This is a genomic window from Xenorhabdus sp. XBWT (assembly GCF_059072735.1).
This window is the reverse complement of sequence record NZ_CM180990.1, coordinates 1,596,001-1,620,168: the sequence shown is the minus strand read 5'-3', so window position 1 is coordinate 1,620,168 and position 24,168 is coordinate 1,596,001. Positions and strand designations below refer to the sequence as shown.

Genomic DNA, 24,168 nt, shown 5'->3' with positions numbered 1-24,168 from the left:
CACTCATTCACAGTGATCAAGGTTGGCAATATCGACATAGGGCTTATCAAAAACAACTTGCTGATAAAGATATTAAGCAAAGTATGTCGAGGAAAGGGAACTGTTTGGATAATGCGATGGCCGAAAACTTTTTTGCCTTACTCAAAACAGAAATGTATCACCGACAGTACTTTAAAGATGCTGATGAACTGATTGAAAAGATAGAAGAATACATCGAATATTACAATACAAAACGGATTAAGGTGAAATTAAAAGGCCTAACTCCGATAGAATATCGAAATCAGGCCTTACATGCCGCTTAACTAAAATGTCCAACTTTTTGGGGTCAGTTCACAGCGTATAGGCTTTTTCTTTTGGTTTGGCTCGTTTGATTGCCAAGTCTGTTAGCGCAGGAGGGAGCAATATTAAATATATAACCATTTAATATTAAACAAATTATTTTCATTAAAAAGTTAATATACCCCCATTTGTACCCCCACATTATTTTATTACCCTTTTGGGGTTATCCCTTTATGCTCTAATGTCCTCACATAAAAGTTAGCTCAGTACATTCAACACTTCGATCTTACTCTCTGAGTTATATCATTGATATAAAAATATTTTTTTGTATCAATTCAAAATTACGATGAATTACGGCGGAGGCTACAAGGGTTGAGGTAATAGCTAATTGATAGTAGCACCTCATCAAATCCAATAACGTACTGCAAGTAACAAGATGAGGTGACTATTTCCCTGATGTCTTTTTTGATTTTAGAATAATTATTCTTCTGGTTTATCGCGAACTTTCCTTTCTAATAATTCTCCGGTATGAGAATCAAAATAACGACTAGGCCAGATTTCAGAGGGATGTATTTCGAGATAGTTAGCGATAATCCATTCGCCTTTAGGCCACGGACGAGAAAGTGTATTCGCTAATGTTGATGAACTGAGTCCCGATTCACGGGAGACAGCCGCTAAGGTCGTACCGCGCTTACGTAATGCAGCAATAATATCGGCTTGATGCCAGTCATTTCTAACGTTATTCATTCCTGCTACCCCTTCCATTAATTTATATTGATGGTGGCGATCCAGACAGGGTTCTCACAACTGGGAGCTATCTTCCAGCGAGGCCGAAACCTCCCCCGCCTGAACCGCCATTGAAAGGGCGATAGCAGACACACTGGTAGAAATTTCCTACCAGTGGATAGCTCTTAACAAGGGTGAGAATCCTTGACCATTGGATTTTGCCAATGGCGAGGCTACTTTAACTGATTGGTTTATCTGGTTCAATAAGCGAACTCGTATAAACACTTAACTTTTTGCGTTATATGCTGTCCAGATAAGATCTGATACCTTGCTACTTTGAGTTCAAGCAAATATGACAGTCAACTCCGTGCTAGTAAAGGATGTTGGGGAGATCCCAAACTCAGAATAATAGTTCTTTCTTCCATCAAATTTTTTGTAACGAAAAGAATAAAGCCAGAATTATTATTCTGGCTATAGGATTATATAAAAAATCATTTAGTTTTGGCTATTAATTTTAAAGAAAGTATCCCATTGCTTAGCATCATCACTATTCAAAATAACACAAATATCAGTCATGTCTTTTAGTTTTCTTGCACTGCCTTCACTACCAGAGGAAGTAATTAAATCGTAATTTCTTCTATCAATATTTTTTTTAAATTCACTAACACTCTCTGGGCATATTAAATTTTTATTTCCAGTGGAAAACATTCTTATTCCATAGATGAAAAAGTCTTTCTCAATCTTGTTTGTTGTCGATGTCATCCATAAGTGCTGGGGAAACATTTTTGGCTGATACTTGTTGCCATTAATTAGAAAATGATGGTTTTTATTATCCATGATCCCAATAGAATAAAGAGAACTATTCACTAGTGTAGAGGTTATATTAGGAAATAGAATGGATGTGGTTATTGTGGTTAAAATAACAGCGATTGATAATTTTTTTGCTAATAGAATTATACTTCTGTTTTCACTACTTGATGGAGTGTTTTTTATATCATTAAAATATACCATTGCTGGAAGAAATGATGATAGTGCAAATGCAATCATGAAAACCAATGCTATTAGCAATGATATTGTTTTCTCTCCTGTACTATTCTTTAACAGCAAACTAACAGGAAGCGATATTGATAATGTAGCGAATACTATTGTGAATGTAGCTACTAGTATTTGACCTATCTTTCTAAACTTATCAAAAATACTATTATTTTTAAAATCCCCCTTAAATAAGGAAGTTAATATAAAAATTAAAAAAGATAATATTACTATTATAGTGATGGTTAGTAATGCAGAAGGAGGTGAGGTTATTTTTTTAATAAAAGGAACATGAGGAAGGAATGTTAATGTTAAGAATAAAGTTGAACACCCCCAACCTAGCCAAGGTGTAGATATTGGATTTTTAATTACATCAGGAAATATGGAATAATGAAGAATAAGTATGGAGCTAGGTAGAATGAGGGTTATAACTATAGCAATAGAGAGAATTACCGCAGATATTAATAAAGAAATCAATCCTATATTAATTGAAAAAGAGTCTATTAGTAAATCTAGTCTACCAATATTATTTAAGTAACTCCATACCATTATGCCAGACAAAAACGTCAGATAAGGTATTAATTTAACCATTTTCTTACTAATTTTTTGGTAAATTTCTTTCAACTCTTCTGTTGCTTGACTCGTCATAATACATCTCGTTAAATATTGAATTATTAATAACCAAGAACCGCCTTGCAGACAATAAAGATACAGTTATAAAGTATCTTATTGTCCGATTTAGACGCACTTTTATACAGAATACTGTCAAATAAACTAGAGATTAATCCCAAAAACGTGTGCAATATCTAACCTTTTGAACATTTGATTTCATTAATTCCTATACTGCACAGGTATTAAAAAAATCAATCGGTTATCTAAATTCCATCAAAGCTATTCAATCGCTGCCGCTGTTCCTCACTTAAGCTAAACGCAAACTCTGCATGCTCAATCTGCCATGTACCAAAACTCATCAGGAACGCAATTGCAGGGTCGATTTTATTTGCGGATTTCTTCTTGTTCGGCTTGATATTGGAGTTGGCATCGGTTTCCATCACCACATTGGACATTGCCCACGCGAGCACCGGATCGCCATTGTGACGAATGATTTTGCGATTCACGAATACCTCAGCCGATTTAGCCACAGGGCTAAAGCGCATATAGGTTTGTGGGAAGGGTTCAACATCCAGCCCTGCCCCCTGTAATTGGGTACGTAGATGCGTGGCGTTCCATGTGTCAAAGCCCAGCAGCTTGATATCAAACTGCTGGCTGTCGTTGAGAATGTCATCACGGATACGATCGTAATCAATACAATCGCCTGCGGTGGTGCGTATCCAGCCTGCTTGCGCCCACTGGCGATAAACCGCCCGATTCTTATTGGCGGGATTCTGCAACTGGGTTTCGGGCAAGTAATGGCGGGTGAGTAATAACAGTTCATTATCCACGGGGAAGGTGTAACAAATACTGGTGATATCGCTCGTTGAAGATAAATCCAGTCCGGCGTAACACTCCAGCCCTTTAAGGTCGTATTCATCATAATCAGTCTGGCAGGCTTTCCATGCGCCTAACGTCTATCGGTCGATTCTCCGTATATTTTGAAGAGGAATGGGGCATGATTTATTCCTCCCCATAAACAGCCGCACACAGTGCGTGATAGACGTCTTGATTAAAGTCACAAGCTAGCGCCAGCAGATCGCGCAGTTCTTCTGAACAATCCCTGCCTATTTGGTCAAGAATGACCTCAAATAATGATATGGCTAGCCCTGCCCGATACATGGCCTGATCTAACGGTATCGCTTTCTGATGTCTGTTCACCACATAACCTAACAATGTCATCAACAAGGGCTGTGGTGTATGTTTCAACAATGCTTGCTGTATTTCCTGATTGATATCACGCGCCAGCAAAATCAAGTTATTGAGTTCAATGGTGCATTCTTCCGGTGACTTTTCGAGAATAAACGTGAAAACAGAGGCTGCTAGCTGCGTGCGATACTCTGCCTGTTTTAATGAAAGAGTTTTTTTACCCACGGCGCATCTCCTGACGGGAAACGGATCTCAGGGAGGAAATGCCCGCCAAAACGGAGATAAAGCGCTGGACATGAATATCTATTAGTCGTTGATTACCTGACGCAATTAGGCATGTAAATTTAGGGTGAGTTTGGGTATGCTGTATGCCAGCCATAGTCGTTACCTCTATTAACGGTTGTTGGTTAGACGCCTCGATAGTGTTGGTAGCACTTCGGGGCGTTGTTTTTGGTTCACACCTGTCATACACTTGGTATATAAGTTTAATATAAGCAGGAGTAAACCAAGTGTCAACCATCAAGATATCAGGAAAGGGAAATAAGCAAATCGCATTAAGGGTAGAGCCATCCCTTGAGCAAGGAATAAAAACAGCGTTAGCCCAAGATGGTGACGCTTCCGTATCTGCATGGATAAAGAGAATTATCCGCAAAGAATTGCAATCAAGAGGTATTGAATCTAATTCTTGAATGAGCCAACAATAATCCCAGTGGGTAACATTCTTTTTCAAGAAAGATAATTTAAGGGTAGCATTCACAGTGCTATCCTTTTCTTTTTCAGCCCAATTAATAGCTATACCGATAATTAAAATATCGGTTGTCTTATTTTTAGCGTAAGGGTATCCGTAACGGCTATTATCCGTATTTTTATTGTTCATGATTTTTTATTTATTGTGCTTTTTGGTTATTCTGAAAATATATTTTCTATTACATTTCACCGCGAGATTCAGAAATGCGTTGGGCTATCCAGCCATCAACTTCTGATTCAAGAAAAGCAACTGAGCGAGTGCCAATTTTGATTTGTTTCGGGAATCTATCTTCTCCGATAAGCCTATAGATCCACGCTTTACTGTAACCTGTTCTACGTTGGACTTCTGATAAACGAATAAGACTTTCTTTAGGTGTGGTAATTATTGACATGTGGTTTTCCCTGTTAACTTATCTATATTTGATGTTTCTAGACGTTATTAGAACAGGGATAATTAAACCGAAGTTACAGTTTGAGATCATCACATAGGAATAGTAATCCATTTCATACAAAGAGGATATTACGCCTTACAGTTTACAAAGATAACTATTTATGATTAATATGAAGCCATAAATAGTTATGTATTAATAGTAAATGATTATTTTCAGATAATTCAATCAAGCACGTTTCATAAATTTGCCATGCACCACATTTTCACCTAATTCAAGTGTATCCATATAGTCAGAATACCATTGAAGCATTTCCCTGCGACCATCCAGATATTGGGCGTGATTGTAAGTCCCTCGAATGCTGTTCTTATCAACATGAGCAAGCTGTATTTCAATCCAAGCAGTATTATAGCCTTGCTCGTGTAATATAGTGCTCATCGTGTGGCGAAATCCATGCCCTGTAGCCCTACCACCATATCCCATTCGCTTCATCATGACATTCATAGTCATTTCACTAATAGGCTTTTTATAGTTTGTTCGGCTGGGGAATACATATTGATAATCACCGCTAATTGGAATGAGCTGTTGAAATAAAGTCACTACCTGATCAGATAAAGGCACACAATGCGGTCTGCGCATTTTCATTCTTTCGGCTGAAATCTCTATCGTTCTTTTTTCCAAATTGACTTCATCCCATTCAAGATTTCTTAATTCTCCCGGACGCAATCCAGTTAGAATCAGAATCCGCAACGCATGCCTGACTACTTGGCTGCCCATATGCTTATCAATAGACTTTAGAAATTCAGGTAATTCATTAACATTGAGATGGGGGTAATGCTCTCTTTTGTGGGGAATGAATGCACTGGCAAGATCGGGGGCAGGATTATATTCAGCTCGACCAGTGATAATTGCGTATCGCCAAACTTCACCACAGCGTTGACGAACTTTCTTTAATTTCTCCGTAGCGCCCCGTTTTTCCATTCTGGATAGAACTTCCATCAGTTCCAGTGGTTTGATTTCGGTTATTGGCCGATGACCAATATAAGGAAAGACGTCATTTTCAAAAGCACTCATCATATCCGTACGATAACCGACTGACCATCTGTCCTTTCGCTGTTCATACCATTCACGTGCGATGCTCTCAAAGGTGTTATTGATTTCTCCCTGAGCCGCAAGTTTCTTTTGTTTTTTATCTTGATTGGGATCAATGCCCTCAGCTATCAGTTTTTTGGCTTCATCACGTTTCTTTCTGGCTTCGGCCAAAGTAACAAGCGGAAAAGTGCCAATAGCAAGCAGTTTTTCTTTCCCTGCAATGCGGTATTTCAATCTCCAATATTTGGAGCCATTCTCCTTTACCAACAGATACAAACCGCCGCCATCCGATAGCTTAAAATATTTCTCTTGGGGTTTTACTGTTTCAACTTGCCGAGCTGTTAGTTTCATGTTTCTAGCATCCTCGTCCCCTCACAGTAATGGGGGTATTTTTTTAGGGGGTACAAAAATATACCCCTATATATACCCCCTGATTGGGGTACATTGCAATAGATGCTAGTAGACGTCAGCAGAGTGTAATTTAGGATTTTTCTTTGATTTTACTGGAAAAAGTAGACTTTAGGATATGCTAGTAGAAGTGTAGATGGCGGAGGAGGAGAGATTCGAACTCTCGGATGGTTTCCCATCGGCGGTTTTCAAGACCGCTGCCTTCAGCCGCTCGGCCACCCCTCCGCGATGTCGAGCACTATAAACATCGCTGTTATCAATGTAAAGCATTTATCTGTTCAATTGCCGCCAAATCACTCATATTGCTGTCTGTTGGTCTATTTATTCAGCATTTTTTGTAATCTTTCTTGGGAATAGTGGTGATTTTTGCTAAATTGCTGCCATTGTTACTAGATGGTTAAAAGGTTATGTTGATATTTCAAGGTCGTGAGATCAAAACTGATGCTCAAGGTTATTTAAAAAACAGTAGTGACTGGCAAGAAGATATGGCGCCTTTACTTGCTGAACAGGAAGCAATCAATCTGACTGAACAGCATTGGGAAGTTATACGTTTCGTGCGGGGATTTTACGAAGAATTTAATACGTCCCCTGCTATTCGTATGCTAGTTAAAGCGATTTCACAAAAATATGGAGAGGAGAAAGGCAATAGCCGTTATCTCTACCGTTTATTTCCCAAAGGACCTGCAAAACAAGCAACAAAGATTGCAGGTCTCCCGAAACCTGTTAAATGCATTTAATTTATTCATCCGTCGTTAGTGGCGGATGCTAAAATCATTCATCTCTTCTATTTCACAAAACTGTGATTGAAAATGATCAATTTTGGAACCGGGTGGACCACCCTGATCCAACCATTTAGTTAACTTATTGATTTTATCATCATTACCACAAGCAACAATTTTAACACTGCCATCATTCATGTTGCGGACATATCCAACCAGCTTGTTTTTCTTTGCCCAATGGTATGTTTGATAACGAAATCCAACTCCTTGTACCCGACCGTAAACATAAATGATAATACTGTATTTAGTCATTACTGGGTTCTCCCCAAATTAAGATAGTAAGAACTTTGAAACGTTAAACCCACTTTTAGTATTGTATTTTATATACGCAGCGGCTAACCTGAAAATATGAGGTAGCGATCACATCGCTATCTTGATTTCGAGGATCATGCAAAAATTCCGGCTACCGGGTGTGCGCTTGAAATTTACCTTACTGTCCTTATATATAAGAATCATTGCAAGGTTTCTTGGGAGGTGACTATGATGATCGCCAGCAAATTCGGTATTGGCCAGCAAGTACGGCACAGTCTGCTGGGTTATTTGGGTGTTGTTGTAGATATTGATGCTGAATATTCTTTAGAACAACCGCAGGAAAATGATATTGCATCTAATGCTACCTTGCGCTCGGCTCCGTGGTATCACGTTGTGATGGAAGGTGATGATGGTCAGCCGGTGCATACATATCTGGCAGAAGCACAATTGACTTACGAAATATCAGATGATCATCCAGAGCAACCTTCTTTGGATGAATTAGCCGAATCCATCAGAAGTCAATTGCAAGCTCCACGGCTACGAAATTAAACGCTCTTATCATTGTTGTCCTCGAATTATTCCAATAAGGTGGTGAATATATACCCAATGGATTTCAAAATGTAGCCAACAAATTTACGGCTTGAAAGACAAAGGGGATAAGTAAGCACTACCTTATTTATTTCTCCATTCTCAAACATGGGATTTCAATTTTAGGACAACTATCCATTACAATGTGCAGCCCTTCACTTTCTGCCAGTGATTTTTCCTCGTCATTGATAACTCCTTTTTGTAACCAATGTTGATGTGGGTCAATAGCCATAAGGGTTTACTAGAAAAACATTCGCTATATGCAAGAGGATTAAATGCGCCTTGTTTTTATGATACTGGTATTATTCTAAGGTTTACGCAGGATCGGTACCCCGAATTGCGTCAATTGATAAATGAATACTGATGGATTTTTCGGCTCCTGCATCAACCAAACCTGTTTTTTCGCCCGTGTAAGCGCGACATATAAAAGACGGCGTTCTTCTGCATCGGGAAAATCTTCAGGTTGTGGCAATAAAACTTGTTCAATTACAGATTCTCTCACCGGTGCTGGAAATCCCTCCTTTCCCTGCCTCAACCCCAAAATAATGGCATAATCCGCTTGCTGGCCTTTAGACGCATGAATTGTCATAAATCCAATCTTCAAATTCGGCCAACGGGTAGGCGCTTTTTTCAATAGTTCAGGTTTAAGATGGTGATAACGCGCCAACAATAAGATGGTCTCCTGTTTGGTAACGTAGCCACTCATTTTGTTAAGCAATGCTTCCAATTGATCTTCAGATAAAATCACAACTGATTTTTTATTACCTTTTATCAGGCTATTGAGAGGTTTAGCCGATTGGTTAGGATTTTGTTGAATAAATCGATTAGCAATTTCACCAATGCGATCATTGAAACGATAAGTCGTATCCAACACACATTGATTCCCTTCCCCTTCACCAATGTAAGCTGAAAATGTTGTCGTTAAGGTTAGTTCCGCACCACTGAAACGGTAAATCGCCTGCCAGTCATCTCCCGCAGCAAACAGATGACTTTGTTTATTCTGCATCTTCAATGCCTTTAATAGCTTGGCTCTCAATGGTGAAATATCTTGAAATTCATCAACCAAGATATGTTTCCATGGGCTGATAAATCGCCCTTTTTGCAGAATATTCACGGCCTGATGAATTAAACCAGAAAAATCGACTGCTCCTTCAGATTTCAATGCTGCTTTCCAAGCTTTCAACAAAGGAGCCATCAACCGTATGCGTTTCTGAAATAGATCGGCATAAGCGCCAGGTGCTTGTTCAAACATCTCTTTTTGACTACCACCGTGCATACGCATCAAACCTAACCAGCATTCCAGGCGGACAGATAAACGAACCACCAATTGTTTATCATGCCAATACTTTCCTTCGGGTAATTGCCACCCCAGCTCTTCATCCAACCACTTTCGCCAACCTTTTGCCTGAGACTTTTTTTCTGCACACTGTTTTTGCCATTCCTGAATAAGAAAATCACGACGTTTTTGCTCATCAGTTTCCAGTTCACTAATTTTGGGTGTGTTATTACTGCCTTGCTGAATGATATGTAATGCTAAAGCATGAAATGTTTTTGCTTTTACCTTTTTTGTCCCCAAACGGGCCTGAATACGTTCATTCATCTCATCGGCAGACTGACGATCAAAAACTAACAGCAAAATTTGTTCAGGAAGTGCTTGCTGACGCAACAATAGCCATCCAGTTCGGGCAACCAGAACGGATGTTTTTCCACTTCCTGCTCCCGCCAGTACCAAAATATTTTTTTCACCATTAATTACAGCCTGACACTGAGAACGATTAAGTGGTGACGTTTCTACGGTATTGAAAAACTCCTCATACTGAACCAAGCGGCGATCGATCCAGTGCTGGTTCATGGCTTGTATTGCTTTTTTACCATTATCCAACCAATCCAGACAGGACTGATAATCGTCACGACAGTTCTCAAATTGTTCTATTCGTTGTAATGGCAAGGGTAATGCCTGAAATGTTTCTTGGATTTGTTGCTGCAATGATGCTAAATCTGCGATTTTCAGCCAACGATCTTGTTGCTCTACTGTATTGATGTCATTAATTTGAGCGGCCAAAACATCAGCACTGACATTACTCATATCAAGGCTCCATTTTTGCCATTCTTTGAGCAAATAATGGTAAAAACTCTGTGTTTGCTGCCACTCCGTACCATGCAGACGAACCACTTTTCCTTCAGGTAATTCAAATTCCAGTTCCCCCCAGACAATCCCTCGCTTACACTGAATACCAATTAGTTGATTAAATGGAATAAGGTACTGGTGTTTATCACCGCTGACTTCAATGCCAGCATTAAGTAGACGCACTCGATTATAAGGGTGCTGAGCGAGGCGTTGGCCGATTTGCGTTGATTTTAGTTCCATTGTCGTGGGTACCGTACCTGAAAATTGTTGAACTACTTCATCACATAAATGTTGTTAGGGGGATTTTGTGCTAACAGTTTTATCCAGCTCCCGCCATTTTCTGTATAACAGTCACGTCCTCTATTATATCCGTATATTCCTTGCACTGACAGGAGCCACCCTTATTCCTTGGTTATTAGGGGAAGAACTTAAAATAACCATTCCGTTACTACTTGGCGTTGTGGCAGCAGCATTAACCGATTTAGACGATCGCTTGGTTGGTCGCTTGCATAACCTTATCATTATCTTAATTTCTTTCTTTGTTGCTTCCGCTTCTATTACACTATTATTCCCTTATCCGTGGTTTTTCATTTTTGGATTGGCTATCTCCACTTGTGGCTTTATCTTGCTTGGTGCATTAGGGCAACGTTATGCCACGATCGCATTTGGTGCTTTGCTGATTGCCATTTATACCATGCTTGGCTCGTCAATATTTCCTATCTGGTATCAGCAGCCAGTATTACTGCTCATCGGCGCAATCTGGTATAATTTGCTGACATTAACAGGTCATCTGATATTTCCCATACGTCCTTTGCAGGAAAATCTGGCTCGCTGTTATCAACAACTTTCATCTTATCTTTACGCCAAAGCCGCCCTGTTTGATCCCGATACTGAAACCGAAGAATACAAACAATCTATGTTTGATGTTGCCATATCAAACAGTGTGTTGGTAACAACACTCAATCAGGCCAAGCTCTCTTTATTAAGTCGTTTGAAAGGAGATCGGGGACAAAAAGGCACACGTCATACGTTGCATTATTATTTTGTTGCTCAAGATATTCATGAGCGCGCCAGTTCATCTCATGTACTGTATCAAAAACTAAAGGAAATTTTTCGTCACAGCGACATTATGTTCCGTATTCAACGGTTGCTTTCTATGCAGGCTAAAGCGAGTGAGCAGGTTTCACAATCGATTATTCTGCATAAGCGATATCAACATAATCCGCGTTTTGAAAATGCGTTCAGCTATCTTGAAAGTTCCCTAGAGCGTTTGAAAAATCAGCAATGTGCTGATACCAAAATTGTAGCATTTGAGAATCTACTGAAAAATTTACGGGCGATTGACGCTCAATTGGCAGGACTTCGTTCTGACCAGCATATTCTTTCCCAAAACGCTTCTCAAAACGACAAACAACAAGAAGAAACGAATTTATCTGACGAAACCTTAACTGGTTGGCGGGATGCATGGTTTAAGATCAGCAGTAATTTGACGCCAAAGTCTGCCCTATTCCGCCATGCTATTCGGATGTCTGCTCTTCTATGTACTGGCTATGCCATAATTCAACTATTTGATTTACAAAGGGGCTATTGGATTTTACTAACAAGTCTGTTCGTCTGCCAGCCCAACTATAGTGCTACTCGCCGTCGTCTGGCACTGCGGGTTACTGGCACATTGGCAGGTATTTTACTTGGCCTGCCAATCCTTTATTTTGTGCCTTCTATCGAAGGGCAATTAGTGTTGATTGTTATTTCAGGTGTACTATTCTTTGCTTTTCGCAACAGCCAGTATACTCATGCAACACTATTCATCACACTATTAGTGTTACTCAGTTTTAATTTATTAGGTGAAGGCTTTGAAGTTGCATTACCAAGAATTATCGACACATTGATAGGTTGCGGTATCGCTCTGCTCGCAGTCAGTTTCATCTGGCCGGATTGGAAGTTCCGTCAATTGCCACAAGTGATAAACCGAACCGTAAGCGCTAATTGCCGTTACCTTAATGCAATTTTGATACAATATCATCAAGGTAAAAGTAACAGTCTGGATTATCGCATTGCTCGCCGTGTTGCTCATAATTGTGATGCTGAATTAGCATCAGTAATTTCAAATATGGCGTCGGAGCCAAAAAGCTATCGTATTTCTCAAGAGGTTGAATTTCGTTTGCTATGCCTTAACCATACAATGCTGAGTTATATTTCTGCATTAGGTGCCCATCGTGACAAACTCAATGATCCTGCAATTTTGGATATTCTCAACGATGCAATCTCCCATGTTGAATCTATATTAAAACAAAACCTGAATGATGATAACTCTGTGCAATCCATTGCAAACCAATTAATTGAAAGGATCAATTTCATCCCTTCTGACAGCAATGGCAAAGCTCAGCTTGTGTTACAGCAAGTAAGATTACTGATTGAGCTTTTACCTGAATTAGTGAGTTTGATAAAACAAGTTAGTGAACAAGAACCATACTAAAAAACTATACCTATCATATTTCAAGTTACAGCTTGATTGGTCATACTGTAACTTGGAATTTCATCAAAAATCCATTGTCTAATAATGATATAAATAAATATACCAATCTAACTTGAAGGTGCGGGTTTTAAAATCTGAAAATTATCAGTCAGTCGAGTCGTCAGTTCTTTCGTTTTTTCTGGCAACGTGACATGAAAAAAGTGATGAAGGGTTTCACGAAATGTCTTCGCATTCGGAAAATAGACATTGTTACACACTTGCTCATTCATATACTTCCACAATCGCTCTATCGGATTGAGGTTTGGGCTGTAAGGCGGTAGGTAATGCAATTCAATATTCAGGACATACGCAATATCTTTCACCAACTCGGCTCGGTGGTAACCCGCCCCATCCAGAATAATGTGGATTTTTTGCGAAAGCGGGTAAGTTTCCCGGAGCGCCCCGAAAAAATACGCGATGCTTTCAGCATTGATACTCGGATATTCACGGATCACGGTGTCTTCAATTCGTTGTAAATTGAGGGCACCCAGAATATTAAGACGGGTACGACTGCCGGTGGTTTCGACCACTTTTACCTGATTTTTTCCTGCTTTCATCCAGCCATAGCTGAGCTTTGTGGACTGTGAAGGATGCACCGCATCAATAAATAGGATAGGTTCATTTTGACCCGCCCGGTCTTTAAGAGACTGGTAGTCATCAATAAATTGTTGCTGTTGATCCGCATCGAATTTATGAGGCACTCCCTTTGGCTTTTTGTAGCTGAAACCCTGGCGGTGAAGCCATTTCGTCATTCCGCCCACGCTGAAAGACACCTGCCAACGTGCTCGGACGTAAGCCACAATTTGGGCGGTGGTATGCATCAAATTTGTCGTCAAATAATCAATCAAGTCGGCGGTTTGTTCGGCAGAGAGATGGCTTTCAGAACCGCCATTTTCCGGGGTGAGCTTTTCCTGAGCGATAAAATCTTTTAGGTGACGGCTTACCGTACTTTCATGAATACGCAAGGCCTGTGCAATCATCTGAGCAGTCCAGCCCTCTGACGCCAAAAGCACCGCCTTGATGCGATCACAAACTCGACTGTCGCGCGTTGTATCATGCATCAATTCGAGGGCATGTTTTTGTTCTGGTGTCAGATGAATTTTCATGGTTGCAAGCATGATCGGGTTTGGATAAGAAATCAAGCATCTTCAAAGGAGATTGGTATATTCCCTTGTTATTCAAAACAAAATAGATAAATGGTTACAAACATTAACAATACAAGTATGCATTTTTGATATTGATTACATGTAAAACACCCTGGCACGATTAACAAACCTGAATCAGAAAACGATTAGCTATTCTAAAATAAGAAGAAATACACGACAAAGTTATTAACACTTTCATTAAATACGAATGCTAAATTTACAAGCAATAGGGGCCAATGCCCCTATTCATCAAATATCACTCATTACGAGCGGTAATCTGAATTCTGGTGAATTAATTCACTGTGCCAACTGATTAATTCATCACGTAATTGCTCTGGTAATACTGCGACATGACATCCTTCTATTGCACCTGCTAAAGCAAGCAGTAAACTGACATTTGTTTTTTTCCTGTGCTGCTGTAATTTTAGATAAGTTGCTTTTGCTCCTAACATCCGTAATTCTTCTACTTTAGAAATACCAACTTTCCATAATTGTCTCTCTAATACTATCCCTAAATTAGGAAGATCTTTTAGTCTGAGCGGCATTTTCTGTCTATCAATAATTTCTTCTCTAGTATAGAGATAAGCCAGATTCACATATTCAAACAATTGTTTTTGATCTTGCCAAAGTGATTCATTAACACGGTAATAACGCAAAGCAACAGGTATCCCTCTTTTTGAATAAATAAATTTTTCCATCCCTCTCGCTCTAAATAATACCTCAGCGTGACTATTCCCTCGTAAATAAAGTTCCCCATCGGAACTAATGGCAAATAAAACACCATTAATCAGCAGCCCGATGCCACCAAATTGAGATTTTCTCTTAATTTTTCCCAGTGAAGATACACCATGTTGCAATTGAGCAAAACGAGCTCCAGATAAAAGCATTTTTATCACTCCATGAATCACATTCCAATGTAATGTTTAATCATGCCTTCTATTAATAAAATAGATAACAAGAACAATTAATTAAAACCATACGCAAACTATTTCCAACTGCCAATCGTTAAGTAGGAAAAATCTTAATTTCTGTGAATTTTTGCGAAGCGCTTTGAAAAAAATAGGCTTGCTTTTAATCAAATAGCGTTATACTGTATAAATATACAGTTCATCATGGTGAGGAATATTATGAGCACTCAATCAGAGTGGGAATATTTCACTAAGCAGAAAACAGCAGTGGCTACCACAACAGTAAAAAAGCATAAAACAGATAAAGCAATGGTTGGAATGACTGTGAAAAAACTGTCTTTTGTTAAACCTTCTCACAGCTCTTCACTGACTGTGAAAGGTCTGGTCAGTGAGCTGATATACAATGAACACCAGTCTGCCATTAATCACATCCTTCTTCCTTTATTACACCGATCAGGAAATGAAGACAGGTGGTTACTTTGGGTAACACCCGATAAGAGATTAAGCCGTCAATGGTTAATAAGTTCCGGCCTTCCTCTAAATAAGGTCGTCCAGCTAAATCAAATCCATCCCATTGCGTCAATCGATGCCATGGAAAAAGCGTTGGCAAGTGGCAACTATAGTGTGGTATTGGGTTGGTTACCTGAATTGTCTGAATATGAAGTTAATAAATTACAATTGGCTGCGCAAAAAGGCACGGCTCTCGGCCTCATTATGCGTCCCCAAAATCAGGCACATCAATTTATATCACAGCCGTGTAAATTACAAATTCACACAAATTACTATCATTGACGAAAATTAGGATTTATCCCAATATTTTTTATAAAAAATAAGCTACCAATTGATAGTTATTCTTATTTATAGTGAAAATCAACATATTAATATGAATTTAACTGTAAATATTCGTCAAAAATATTCACGTTATGTCAGTCTATAATTAAAAATTCTGTGCAATGAATCACAGTGTACTTGTAACTTTTTAAGTTCGTTGTAGACTTTACAAAGTTTAGGGAATTGTACTTACCGCCCTTATATTTAAGGAAGTATCTCCTGAGATAAGTATAGTTACCTAACAAAACATTTTAACCAATGGCTAATAATAAGGCTTTCAAGGCCAATTGCCTATTTGGATGATAACGAGGCGTAAAATGAAGAAGACAGCTATCGCAGTAGCAGTGGCAGTGGCAGCTTTCGCAACTGCTGCTCAAGCAGCTCCAAAGGATAATACTTGGTATACCGGTGCTAAGCTGGGTTGGTCTCAATACCATGACGTAAACTTCTACGGTCATGGTTATGATACCCGCATTGGTAACGGCTCTACTCACAAAAGTCAGTTAGGTGCAGGTGCCTATGTCGGTTATCAGGCAAACCCATATCTGGGCTTTGAACTGGGTTATGACTGGTTAGGTCGCATGGCTTATAAAGGCAGCGTTAATAACGGTGCTTTCCGTGCTCAAGGCATTCAATTGACCACTAAACTAAGCTATCCAGTGATGGACAATCTGGATGTTTATACTCGCCTTGGTGGTATGGTATGGCGTGCGGATTCTTCTGCGACTTACAATGCAAATGCAGTCGAAGGAACTGGTGATAAAGGCCAGCGCAGACTGAAAGACCACGATACGGGTATTTCTCCTCTGGCTGCGATTGGTGTTGAATACGCACTGACTAAAAATCTGGCAACCCGTCTGGATTACCAATGGGTTAACAACATCGGTGATGCAACTTCTGTTGGTGCCCGCCCAGATAATGGTCTGCTGAGTGTCGGTGTTTCTTACCGTTTCGGTCAAGATGAAGCTGCCCCAGTCGTTGTACCAGTAGCTCCTGCTCCAGTGATCCCTGCGCCTATTGTTGAAAACAAGAACTTCACTCTGCGTTCTGACGTTCTGTTCAATTTCAACAAATCAACACTGAAGCAAGAAGGTAAACAAGAACTGGATAACCTCTACAATCAACTGGCTAATATCGACCCAACTCAAGGCAATGTTCTGGTAATTGGTTACACCGACCGTATCGGCAGCCAGAATTTTAACCTGCCACTGTCTCAAAAACGTGCTCAATCCGTTGTAGACTATTTGGTTGCTAAAGGCATCCCTGCTGGCAGTATCCAAGCAGAAGGTCGCGGCAAAGAAAGCCCTGTTACTGGTTCTAGCTGTGACAACATTAAAAGCCACGCTAAACTTATCGACTGCCTGGCTCCAGATCGCCGTGTAGTTATCAATATTCAGGGCACGAAAGAAGTTGTTACTCAGCCAAAAGTAGCACAGTAATACTGCTCTAATATCACTGAAAAACCCCATTTTAAAATGGGGTTTTATTTTTCTGCTTACTCTTTTTTTACATTACCATCATAGATGGTGCTTTATTTCCCTAATATTGCTTCCAGATCCTGTTTTAAACTCGACATCTGATGGTTATATTTTTCCCTATATTCAGCATCTTCCAGCAATTGCACTATTGTTTCTGATAACGTATTGCCGCGACGTCGAGAAAGCGCTGAAAGCCGTTGCCAGACATGGAAATCCAAATCGATAGATTTTTTACGGGAGTATTGATGCTCAGAATTAAAATGACGTTTACGCCGTGCCCGAATCGTTTGTTTCATTCGGTTGGATAAATCGGGATTCATATGCCGCGAAATCCAAGTCAAGACTTTAACCGGCTCTTGTTCTATTTTCATCAATTCGTTGACCGCATCCTGAGCTGCACTTTTTTCAATGTATTTAGTAATCAGCTCGCCTTCACGGTGTTTTTTCGCTAAATATGTCCATTTCCAGCCACATTCCAGATTTTCCAATTGTTGATATTTCATTTCATCTCTCAGTGACAGCGTAACTTAAATTAAGCATAGCAATTATTTCTGTGAATTGCTCATAGCAACACAAAATCTTGGAGTATTTTGCAGACAATGAATGTGTTAGCTCAAATGTCGTGTCTTTCAAGATTCTGGCATGTTTGTTCATTGCCTAATCTTGTATAATAAATGTTTCCTTTTACTATATGATGTAGCTATCACTTTGACGAATATAAAACTAGACTGGCAGGCACTACAGCCAAACAATACGCCTTATGAGGCGCTCTTTAATTCGGTATCTGAATTGCCCTCCATTACAATGGATGAGGTTCAATCCAGACTCCACAGTAGTTTATCCCTTTTTTGTCAGGCTGATTTGCGTCAACCCTTTATGCTGCTGAAAGCAGAAGAAAGTGATGCTTATCTGTCTTATTTATCTGATGCAGTTTCTTCTTTATTGCCGAAAAAAAACGGTAATATCGGTGGGTATTATCAGATAAAACACCAAACCATTACCTGGCACTCTTCAGAAGAAGGCAGTTTTGCACCTACTGAGCGGGTTGCCTATAGAGAATGGATTGAGTCAGAACAATTATTTGGCAACATCTACACACATCAAGACACATTTCAATTGCAACCCGGGCTTATCCATCAAGTAAATGGTGGCATTCTGATTTTACCATTACGCACTTTGCTTTCTCAGCCATTGATGTGGGTTCGTCTTAAGCAGATGATCACCCAACGTCGTTTTGACTGGCTATCACATGATGAAAACCGTTCCCTCCCCCTTCCTATTCCTTCAATGGAATTGAATCTGCGTCTGATATTAGTTGGTGATAGGCTGAGTCTAGAAGAATTACAATCCATCGAACCTGAGCTGGCAAACAATGCATTATACGGTGAGTTTGAGCTAGATATGCCTCTTTATGGAGAAGACGAGCTGACGGTGTGGTGTCGCTATGTCAATGGAATTACCCAACAGCAAAACCTGCTCCCATTAAGTGCCGATGCTTGGCCTGAGTTACTCAAACAAGCAGCTCGTTATACAGAAGATCAATTCCGTTTACCTCTGGATATTCAATGGTTGCAACAGAAATTAGAAGCAGCGGCCAATTATCAGCAGGAAAACCAGCTCACCGCCGATTCTCTGCAACAAGCGGAAGAAAATCGGATCTGGCGCCATAGTTATTTATCTGAACGCAGTATGGATGAAATGCTGAAAGGTCAGATTTTGATTCGTACAAAAGGTTCAGTGATTGGCCAGATCAATGGCTTATCTGTACTCGAATATCCCGGACATCCGGATCCAATAGGTGAACCTTCCCGTATCAGCTGTGTAGCCCACTTAGGAGATGGCGAATTTATTGATGTAGAACGTAAAGTTGAGCTAGGCGGCAATATTCATGCAAAAGGCATGATGATCATGCAGGCTTACTTAATTTCTGAATTGAAACTGGATCAGCCACAACCGTTTTCTGCTTCTATTGTATTTGAACAATCTTATGGCGAAGTGGATGGTGACAGTGCTTCGTTGGCTGAATTATGTGCCCTTATCAGTACATTGTCACAACACCCTATCGATCAGCAAATTGCTGTTACAGGCGCTGTAGATCAATTTGGCTATGTACAACCAATTGGTGGTGTCAATGAGAAAATTGAAGGGTTCTTCCGCGTGTGTCACTACCGGGAGCTGACAGGCTATCAGGGCGTTATTATTCCGGCATCTAACGTCCAGCATTTATGCCTGAACCAAGATGTTATTGATGCGGTAAAAAATGGTCAATTTCATATCTGGGCTGTAGAACATGTTTCAGAGGCTGCATCATTGTTGACTGGTATTCCTTATTACGATCCGGAAAAAGAACATCTGTTAGCTATTATATATGAACGCATTACACAGGCTAATAATCAAGAGCGTCCTAGGCTTCCTTGGTTTCTTCGCTGGTTAGGTTAATTCAGTTATCATCTGATCGGAGTTGTTCAGCGTACATGCGTACGCTATTCTCTAGCCTTACACGATTATAAGGCAATCTGAGAATATGTTTAAAAAACAAGAATCCTACACGAAAGAAGAACTTCAAGCCTCTGGACAAGGTAAATTGTTTGGTGAGAACGGCCCACCACTGCCTTGCGGCAATATGCTTATGATGGATCGCATTATAAAGATGACCGAAGCTGGTGGTCTCTACGATAAGGGATATGTCGAGGCAGAATTCGACATCAATCCTGAATTGTGGTTTTTTGACTGCCATTTTGTCAACGATCCTGTAATGCCGGGATGTCTTGGTCTTGATGCAATGTGGCAACTTGTTGGTTTCTTTCTCGGCTGGATCGGTGGAGAAGGTAAAGGTCGAGCACTCGGCGTTGGGGAAGTGAAATTTACGGGCCAGATATTGCCAACAGCAAAGAAAGTAACTTACCGCATTAATTTTAAGCGTGTCATTAATCGTAAACTAATTATGGGGCTTGCTGATGGCGAAGTCTTAGTAGATGGCAAACTGATTTATACTGCGGCTGATTTGAAAGTAGGTTTATTCAAAGATACCAGTACTTTTTGATATTCTCAGATTGGTGGCTGGCAAACTTGTCAACCTCTGTCTCCGGTGCTGAACACCTCCGCTATTGCGGAGGTAGTTCTCCCATTTAATGCCTCAATCAACCGTCACACGCGATCTTCTTTCGCCTGACGCCATCCTCCCAACCAATACGAACGAGCATCCAATGAATGATAAGGGCAATTCTCCCTCGGCCGCCCCGAAATGCCTGCTTGATAGCCTCTGGAAAGTGCCCTTGCCAAACGGTCTCTTTTTTGTCTTTTCATGCCTTACTTCCTCATTTGTTACCATGAAGATGAAATTATGATCATTTTTTATTCGATTGATTCTAGTGATACCCTGATACGAAATGAATATCAAGCAAAGATATTCATAAAATTGTCATGATTAATATCTAGAATGCTTATACCTTTCATTTTTCAAGTTATAGATTGTTGATTGCACCAAAACTTTAAATCTATCAAACATAGTTAATGTTGAGAGGATATCTGTTTGGCAATAGATTGGGCCAACTGGTTGTAACCTTTTGCCAAAGTCAGCACTAATTCCACATAACCATCTTCTGGCTGCTTCAGCTCAAAATTGAATGGATGCTTAATCACATTATCCAAATTTGATAGTATCCAATATCCCTCAATCACCACTCGCCCATCATATCGCCCATGAAAAGCAGTTATTGTGACATCCAGTGCATCTGAGTCTTTTTCCAGCTCCTGTCCAGAAACTAAGCGGTGAGGAAATGCGGCGCTCAGTTCGGAGATCAACACTTGCTGTAATTGTTGCTTAAGTGGACTGGCCCATAAATGATTCGAAGCATTGGTATAACTCACTTCTCCTGTTTGATACACAATTCCGGAATCTGCAAGATAGTCAGAAAGGTGTAATCCTTTTACCCATAGTTGTCGTTCATGTTTTGCACCCAGCTTTCCCTCCTGTTGCACAACACTTTCCGGTGACAGAGACTTCTCTGGCGAAGAGTTAACTAAAGCTGGCAGCTGGTAATACGTTTTTTGTGGTTGACTGTTGCTACAGCCCGAAATTAATACACTTCCAACAACAAAAACGGTGACAGAAATAAAAAATGCCGATCTTGAAATCAATTTTTTCATTATTCAGGCGCCTTTTTAGGTTCAGGATCTTTTATCGTTTCCGCTTCAAATACCAATGCATTGCTCTTGTTGTTAAGAGTCTTCAAGACAGGTTGTAGTTCACGCAGTACTTGATCCAGTCGCTGCATATTATCAACCAACTTATTATAAGCAGGTGATCCCGGTTGAAGACCCTGCATACTGCGATTTAATTCACGCAATGTATTTTGGATATCTTTTGGAAGCCCTTGAGCTTCTTTACTCGCAAGAATACGATTTAATTCATCCATGGTTTTTTGTGCTGTTTTAATCGTTTTCTGGCTCTCTTCAAGCGCCCGTGTTGCCTGAATAAATACTGGCTCAATCGGCATGCTATTGATTTTATCTAATGTGGTGATGACCTTTTGTTGAATTTGCGCCAGACCGCCACTTATTGTAGGTAGAGTCTGGTACCCAGCTATGTCATATGGGCCTTCCCATGCTTTCTCATTAGGGTAAAAATCCAGATCAATAAACAGTGCCCCTGTCAGTAAATTGCCCGATTTCAAAGAGGCTCTCAAACCTCGGTCAGTAATCTCTTTCAGTTCTTTGTCTGTATAGAACCCATTTCCTAATTCTTTCTCAAAACGCTCAGGTTCAATATGAATCAATATAGGAATACGAAAATCATTGTCGAGACGCTGCCTGACGCCTTCAGTATAAAAAGGCACTTTTGCTACAGTTCCCATCCGAATCCCGCGGAATTCGACAGGCGCTCCCGGTTGTAAACCGCGCACTGAATCGGAGAAAAATAATAGAAAACCTTTATGCTCTGTATAAAGTGAGTTTTGGATGTTCTTCTCACTATCATAAAGTTTGAAAACTTCTTTTTCTTTGATTGGGCTTCCCAGATCCCAACCTTTCGGCACATCAAAACTAACACCACCAGCAAATAAGGTTGATAATGAAGCAACCTCAACCCGCAGGCCTTGTGATGACATATCGAAAGATACACCGCTATCTTTCCAAAATCTGACGTTCGTTGTCAGTAACCCATCGTAAGGTGCATTAACAAAAACCTGATAACGGATCAGCCGGGATTCGGGATCAAAGATGCTGCTTTCAACCGATCCCACTCGGTATCCCCGGAATAACACTGGATCTCCCGGCGTTAATCGCCCCGCTTTTTCACTGGTCAGAATAAGACGCACCCCCTTTGCATCAGGGGAAGCAAGCGGCGGTGAGTCAAGCAAAGAAAACTTTCTTTCTTCCTCACCTTCCGCACCAGGCTGTAATTCGATAAATACACCTGACAATAGTGTACTCAGACCAGAAACACCCTCTCGCCCAATTTGCGGTTTTACAACCCAAAATGCAGTATCTGTGTGCAACAATCGTTCCATACCATCTTTCAGGCGGGCTTTGATGATGACTTGCCCCAAGTTATCGCTCAATGAAACCGTTTCAACAACACCTACATCAACACTACGGCTTTTAATTTTTGTTTTTCCTGCTTCGATACCTTCAGCGTTAGACGTCATCAATATCACTTCAGGTCCCTGATGGCTGAAATGGTAAAACAGTATCCAAGCTCCAATGAGTACGGTGATAACTGGTATGATCCATACAGGTGACCAACTCTTGAGTTTACTGATCCTAGCCCGGGTCAGATCTTCTTCTTTATCCGTCACCTTACGACTCCTTATCTTTATGTAATGCAAATTTACTATTAGCTTTGTCCCAGGTTAAACGTGGGTCAAACGTCATTGACGCAAACATCGTCAAGATAACAACCAGAGCAAAAAGTATGGCTCCTGTGGCAGGATAAACACTCATTAATTGTCCCATGCGAACCAATGTTGACAATACGGCAATAACGAATACATCAATCATTGACCAACGACCAACAAACTCCACCATTTCATAAATAGAATGCATCTTTTCGGAATTATGACTACTTTGACTTTTAGCATCCCAGCACAACCAACTGATAGCTAGCATTTTCAGTAAAGGCACCATAATACTGGCGATGAAAATGACCATAGCTACCGGGTAAGAACCTGAACTCCAAAGTAAAACGACCCCTTCCAGAATGGTAGAATTAATATGGCTTCCCAATGCCTGAGTCACCATAATCGGCAAAACATTAGCCGGAATATAAAGTATGACTGATGTTATCAGGAACGCCATTGTGCACTGTAAACTGTGGCGGCGTCGGGGGTGCCCTTTTGTATAACAACGTGGGCACACGGATTGCTGGGCAGGTAAAATAGCAGTACAACATTGACACAGCCTGACACCTTGTACCAAGCCGGGTTTTCCGGCCTGTAACATATGGCAAAATTTTGGGGCTGGTTCTATTTCATCCCAAAACCAATGCCTGTCAAGGCATTGAAACGCCCTGACCTGAAATAAGCAAAATAAACAATAGGGCAAAAAACTCAAACCAAGGCTAATTTCGCCATACGCCATGAGCTTAACAAAGCTGACCAGAACACCTGCAAGGAAGATTTCTGCCATGCACCATGATTTCATCTTAAACAAAATGCGCGCCAACTCGATTTTCAAGCGACGCGCTATTTTGACATTCTGGCATAAGAGAATGATGGCCACCATGCAAAATGCAGGTACAAGCTGAACAAAGATCAGGAAAAACACAGCCATGCTGGGATAGTCTTCACTAAACATCACCTTGGGAATTTCGGTCAGCTTAATTTTGCTGACGATTCCCGCAACGTTCATGCTAATGAAGGGAAACAGGCTGGCAAGAAAAAGCATTATTAATGCACTTACTGCATAGCCTGTCGGTTGGTTGCGAGGCTCTTTCCATTTTGCTGTCAGCAAAGTGTTACACCGAGGGCAAACCGCCTTTTTCCCTTGTTCCAAATCAGGTACAGCCACCAGCATGTCACACTGGGGACAAAGAACCAGCTTGTCATGCTGATGGTTATCGGAACACAAAGT

At 40.4% G+C, this 24,168-nt stretch carries 24 protein-coding genes, 1 tRNA gene and 2 pseudogenes; 9 read left to right on the top strand and 18 right to left on the bottom strand.

The genetic code is table 11. The features are described 5' to 3' along the window. Positions 1-2 precede the first annotated feature (2 nt). A pseudogene (locus tag AC5JQI_RS07255) lies at positions 3-302 on the top strand (IS3 family transposase); the annotation flags it as partial. Positions 303-759: 457 nt separating this feature from the next. Here the strand turns inward: AC5JQI_RS07255 and AC5JQI_RS07250 are convergent. The 5 genes and pseudogenes from AC5JQI_RS07250 to AC5JQI_RS07230 form a co-directional block, all read right to left on the bottom strand. Then, positions 760-1,026: a helix-turn-helix domain-containing protein gene (locus AC5JQI_RS07250; RefSeq protein WP_493914219.1), complete on the bottom strand. Its 267-nt coding sequence runs from the start codon at positions 1,024-1,026 to the stop codon at positions 760-762. 474 nt (positions 1,027-1,500) lie between these two features. After that, positions 1,501-2,685 (bottom strand): hypothetical protein, encoded by a 1,185-nt coding sequence (locus AC5JQI_RS07245; RefSeq protein ID WP_493914218.1) that lies wholly within the window; start codon positions 2,683-2,685, stop codon positions 1,501-1,503. A gap of 227 nt (positions 2,686-2,912) precedes the next feature. Next, positions 2,913-3,599, bottom strand: a pseudogene (locus AC5JQI_RS07240) (terminase TerL endonuclease subunit); the annotation flags it as partial. A gap of 52 nt (positions 3,600-3,651) precedes the next feature. Continuing rightward, positions 3,652-4,062 (bottom strand): hypothetical protein, encoded by a 411-nt coding sequence (locus tag AC5JQI_RS07235; RefSeq protein ID WP_493914217.1) that lies wholly within the window; start codon positions 4,060-4,062, stop codon positions 3,652-3,654. Beyond that, positions 4,055-4,216: a hypothetical protein gene (locus AC5JQI_RS07230; protein WP_493914216.1), complete on the bottom strand. Its 162-nt coding sequence runs from the start codon at positions 4,214-4,216 to the stop codon at positions 4,055-4,057. The genes AC5JQI_RS07235 and AC5JQI_RS07230 overlap by 8 nt, the downstream gene beginning before the upstream one ends. 130 nt (positions 4,217-4,346) lie before the next feature. Between AC5JQI_RS07230 and AC5JQI_RS07225 the strand changes: the two genes are divergently transcribed. Further along, positions 4,347-4,526 (top strand): hypothetical protein, encoded by a 180-nt coding sequence (locus AC5JQI_RS07225; RefSeq protein WP_051875344.1) that lies wholly within the window; start codon positions 4,347-4,349, stop codon positions 4,524-4,526. 237 nt (positions 4,527-4,763) lie between these two features. On the opposite strand, the gene AC5JQI_RS07220 is transcribed toward AC5JQI_RS07225, so the two are convergent. The 3 genes from AC5JQI_RS07220 to AC5JQI_RS07210 form a co-directional block, all read right to left on the bottom strand. Continuing rightward, positions 4,764-4,976 carry a helix-turn-helix transcriptional regulator gene (locus AC5JQI_RS07220; protein WP_493914215.1) on the bottom strand — a complete coding sequence of 71 codons (213 nt, stop codon included), beginning with the start codon at positions 4,974-4,976 and terminating at the stop codon, positions 4,764-4,766. Positions 4,977-5,201: 225 nt separating this feature from the next. Beyond that, complete coding sequence (locus AC5JQI_RS07215) at positions 5,202-6,416, bottom strand: tyrosine-type recombinase/integrase (protein WP_493914214.1); 1,215 nt, start codon at positions 6,414-6,416, stop codon at positions 5,202-5,204. A 194-nt stretch (positions 6,417-6,610) separates the two neighbouring features. After that, positions 6,611-6,698: transfer RNA gene (locus tag AC5JQI_RS07210), tRNA-Ser, on the bottom strand. A gap of 182 nt (positions 6,699-6,880) precedes the next feature. On the opposite strand from AC5JQI_RS07210, the gene tusE reads away from it, so the two are divergent. Next, positions 6,881-7,210, top strand: a complete 330-nt coding sequence (gene tusE, locus AC5JQI_RS07205) for a sulfurtransferase TusE (RefSeq protein WP_237385225.1) — start codon at positions 6,881-6,883, stop codon at positions 7,208-7,210. A 15-nt stretch (positions 7,211-7,225) separates the two neighbouring features. On the opposite strand, the gene yccX is transcribed toward tusE, so the two are convergent. Beyond that, positions 7,226-7,504, bottom strand: coding sequence for an acylphosphatase (gene yccX, locus AC5JQI_RS07200; RefSeq protein WP_493914213.1), 279 nt, complete (start codon positions 7,502-7,504; stop codon positions 7,226-7,228). Between the two features lie 228 nt (positions 7,505-7,732). Between yccX and hspQ the strand changes: the two genes are divergently transcribed. Beyond that, positions 7,733-8,053, top strand: coding sequence for a heat shock protein HspQ (gene hspQ, locus AC5JQI_RS07195; protein WP_198689250.1), 321 nt, complete (start codon positions 7,733-7,735; stop codon positions 8,051-8,053). Between the two features lie 127 nt (positions 8,054-8,180). Here the strand turns inward: hspQ and AC5JQI_RS07190 are convergent, their stop codons facing one another. Further along, entirely contained in the window at positions 8,181-8,324 is a 144-nt protein-coding gene (locus AC5JQI_RS07190) for a CoA-binding protein (RefSeq protein WP_493914212.1), read from the bottom strand. 75 nt (positions 8,325-8,399) lie between these two features. Continuing rightward, on the bottom strand, positions 8,400-10,460 hold the full coding sequence (gene helD, locus AC5JQI_RS07185; protein WP_493914211.1) for a DNA helicase IV: 2,061 nt from the start codon (positions 10,458-10,460) through the stop codon (positions 8,400-8,402). Positions 10,461-10,527: 67 nt separating this feature from the next. On the opposite strand from helD, the gene yccS reads away from it, so the two are divergent. Then, a complete protein-coding gene (yccS, locus tag AC5JQI_RS07180; RefSeq protein WP_493914210.1) occupies positions 10,528-12,696 on the top strand; it encodes a YccS family putative transporter in 2,169 nt (722 codons plus the stop codon). Positions 12,697-12,803: 107 nt separating this feature from the next. Here the strand turns inward: yccS and AC5JQI_RS07175 are convergent, their stop codons facing one another. After that, a complete protein-coding gene (locus tag AC5JQI_RS07175) occupies positions 12,804-13,841 on the bottom strand; it encodes an IS630 family transposase (RefSeq protein ID WP_493912879.1) in 1,038 nt (345 codons plus the stop codon). 302 nt (positions 13,842-14,143) lie between these two features. Next, complete coding sequence (locus tag AC5JQI_RS07170; protein ID WP_493914209.1) at positions 14,144-14,767, bottom strand: TfoX/Sxy family DNA transformation protein; 624 nt, start codon at positions 14,765-14,767, stop codon at positions 14,144-14,146. A gap of 240 nt (positions 14,768-15,007) precedes the next feature. Here AC5JQI_RS07170 and sulA point away from each other — a divergent pair, with 240 nt between their 5' ends. Together sulA and ompA are read left to right on the top strand one after the other, a co-directional pair. Beyond that, positions 15,008-15,580: an SOS-induced cell division inhibitor SulA gene (gene sulA, locus AC5JQI_RS07165; RefSeq protein ID WP_493914208.1), complete on the top strand. Its 573-nt coding sequence runs from the start codon at positions 15,008-15,010 to the stop codon at positions 15,578-15,580. 356 nt (positions 15,581-15,936) lie between these two features. Further along, complete coding sequence (ompA, locus tag AC5JQI_RS07160; RefSeq protein ID WP_493914207.1) at positions 15,937-17,058, top strand: porin OmpA; 1,122 nt, start codon at positions 15,937-15,939, stop codon at positions 17,056-17,058. Positions 17,059-17,150: 92 nt separating this feature from the next. Here ompA and matP read toward each other — a convergent pair whose 3' ends face one another. After that, complete coding sequence (gene matP / locus AC5JQI_RS07155; RefSeq protein ID WP_493914206.1) at positions 17,151-17,600, bottom strand: macrodomain Ter protein MatP; 450 nt, start codon at positions 17,598-17,600, stop codon at positions 17,151-17,153. Positions 17,601-17,805: 205 nt separating this feature from the next. Here matP and AC5JQI_RS07150 point away from each other — a divergent pair, with 205 nt between their 5' ends. Then, complete coding sequence (locus AC5JQI_RS07150) at positions 17,806-19,536, top strand: AAA family ATPase (protein ID WP_493914205.1); 1,731 nt, start codon at positions 17,806-17,808, stop codon at positions 19,534-19,536. Between the two features lie 85 nt (positions 19,537-19,621). Continuing rightward, positions 19,622-20,140, top strand: coding sequence for a bifunctional 3-hydroxydecanoyl-ACP dehydratase/trans-2-decenoyl-ACP isomerase (fabA, locus tag AC5JQI_RS07145; RefSeq protein WP_237385234.1), 519 nt, complete (start codon positions 19,622-19,624; stop codon positions 20,138-20,140). A 104-nt stretch (positions 20,141-20,244) separates the two neighbouring features. Here the strand turns inward: fabA and rmf are convergent, their stop codons facing one another. The 4 genes from rmf to pqiA form a co-directional block, all read right to left on the bottom strand. Next, the gene (rmf, locus tag AC5JQI_RS07140; protein WP_237385235.1) at positions 20,245-20,403 is read right to left on the bottom strand and encodes a ribosome modulation factor; all 159 of its coding nucleotides are present in this window, start codon (positions 20,401-20,403) and stop codon (positions 20,245-20,247) included. A gap of 204 nt (positions 20,404-20,607) precedes the next feature. Continuing rightward, entirely contained in the window at positions 20,608-21,246 is a 639-nt protein-coding gene (gene pqiC / locus AC5JQI_RS07135) for a membrane integrity-associated transporter subunit PqiC (protein WP_493914204.1), read from the bottom strand. Beyond that, positions 21,246-22,895, bottom strand: a complete 1,650-nt coding sequence (gene pqiB / locus AC5JQI_RS07130; protein ID WP_493914203.1) for an intermembrane transport protein PqiB — start codon at positions 22,893-22,895, stop codon at positions 21,246-21,248. The genes pqiC and pqiB overlap by 1 nt, the downstream gene beginning before the upstream one ends. A 1-nt stretch (position 22,896) precedes the next feature. Continuing rightward, positions 22,897-24,165, bottom strand: a complete 1,269-nt coding sequence (gene pqiA / locus AC5JQI_RS07125; protein WP_493914202.1) for a membrane integrity-associated transporter subunit PqiA — start codon at positions 24,163-24,165, stop codon at positions 22,897-22,899. Positions 24,166-24,168: the final 3 nt, after the last annotated feature.

Excerpts from the sequence above, each read along its gene's own strand:
- AC5JQI_RS07220 (WP_493914215.1), bottom strand. The coding sequence starts at position 4,976 with ATGTCAATAATTACCACACCTAAAGAAAGTCTTATTCGTTTATCAGAA.
- yccX (WP_493914213.1), bottom strand. The coding sequence starts at position 7,504 with ATGACTAAATACAGTATTATCATTTATGTTTACGGTCGGGTACAAGGA.
- pqiC (WP_493914204.1), bottom strand. The coding sequence starts at position 21,246 with ATGAAAAAATTGATTTCAAGATCGGCATTTTTTATTTCTGTCACCGTT.
- ompA (WP_493914207.1), top strand. The coding sequence starts at position 15,937 with ATGAAGAAGACAGCTATCGCAGTAGCAGTGGCAGTGGCAGCTTTCGCA.
- AC5JQI_RS07190 (WP_493914212.1), bottom strand. The coding sequence starts at position 8,324 with ATGGCTATTGACCCACATCAACATTGGTTACAAAAAGGAGTTATCAAT.
- rmf (WP_237385235.1), bottom strand. The coding sequence starts at position 20,403 with ATGAAAAGACAAAAAAGAGACCGTTTGGCAAGGGCACTTTCCAGAGGC.
- tusE (WP_237385225.1), top strand. The coding sequence starts at position 6,881 with ATGTTGATATTTCAAGGTCGTGAGATCAAAACTGATGCTCAAGGTTAT.
- hspQ (WP_198689250.1), top strand. The coding sequence starts at position 7,733 with ATGATGATCGCCAGCAAATTCGGTATTGGCCAGCAAGTACGGCACAGT.
- AC5JQI_RS07175 (WP_493912879.1), bottom strand. The coding sequence starts at position 13,841 with ATGAAAATTCATCTGACACCAGAACAAAAACATGCCCTCGAATTGATG.
- helD (WP_493914211.1), bottom strand. The coding sequence starts at position 10,460 with ATGGAACTAAAATCAACGCAAATCGGCCAACGCCTCGCTCAGCACCCT.
- sulA (WP_493914208.1), top strand. The coding sequence starts at position 15,008 with ATGAGCACTCAATCAGAGTGGGAATATTTCACTAAGCAGAAAACAGCA.
- fabA (WP_237385234.1), top strand. The coding sequence starts at position 19,622 with ATGTTTAAAAAACAAGAATCCTACACGAAAGAAGAACTTCAAGCCTCT.
- AC5JQI_RS07250 (WP_493914219.1), bottom strand. The coding sequence starts at position 1,026 with ATGAATAACGTTAGAAATGACTGGCATCAAGCCGATATTATTGCTGCA.
- AC5JQI_RS07230 (WP_493914216.1), bottom strand. The coding sequence starts at position 4,216 with ATGGCTGGCATACAGCATACCCAAACTCACCCTAAATTTACATGCCTA.
- AC5JQI_RS07215 (WP_493914214.1), bottom strand. The coding sequence starts at position 6,416 with ATGAAACTAACAGCTCGGCAAGTTGAAACAGTAAAACCCCAAGAGAAA.
- AC5JQI_RS07245 (WP_493914218.1), bottom strand. The coding sequence starts at position 2,685 with ATGACGAGTCAAGCAACAGAAGAGTTGAAAGAAATTTACCAAAAAATT.
- AC5JQI_RS07170 (WP_493914209.1), bottom strand. The coding sequence starts at position 14,767 with ATGCTTTTATCTGGAGCTCGTTTTGCTCAATTGCAACATGGTGTATCT.
- matP (WP_493914206.1), bottom strand. The coding sequence starts at position 17,600 with ATGAAATATCAACAATTGGAAAATCTGGAATGTGGCTGGAAATGGACA.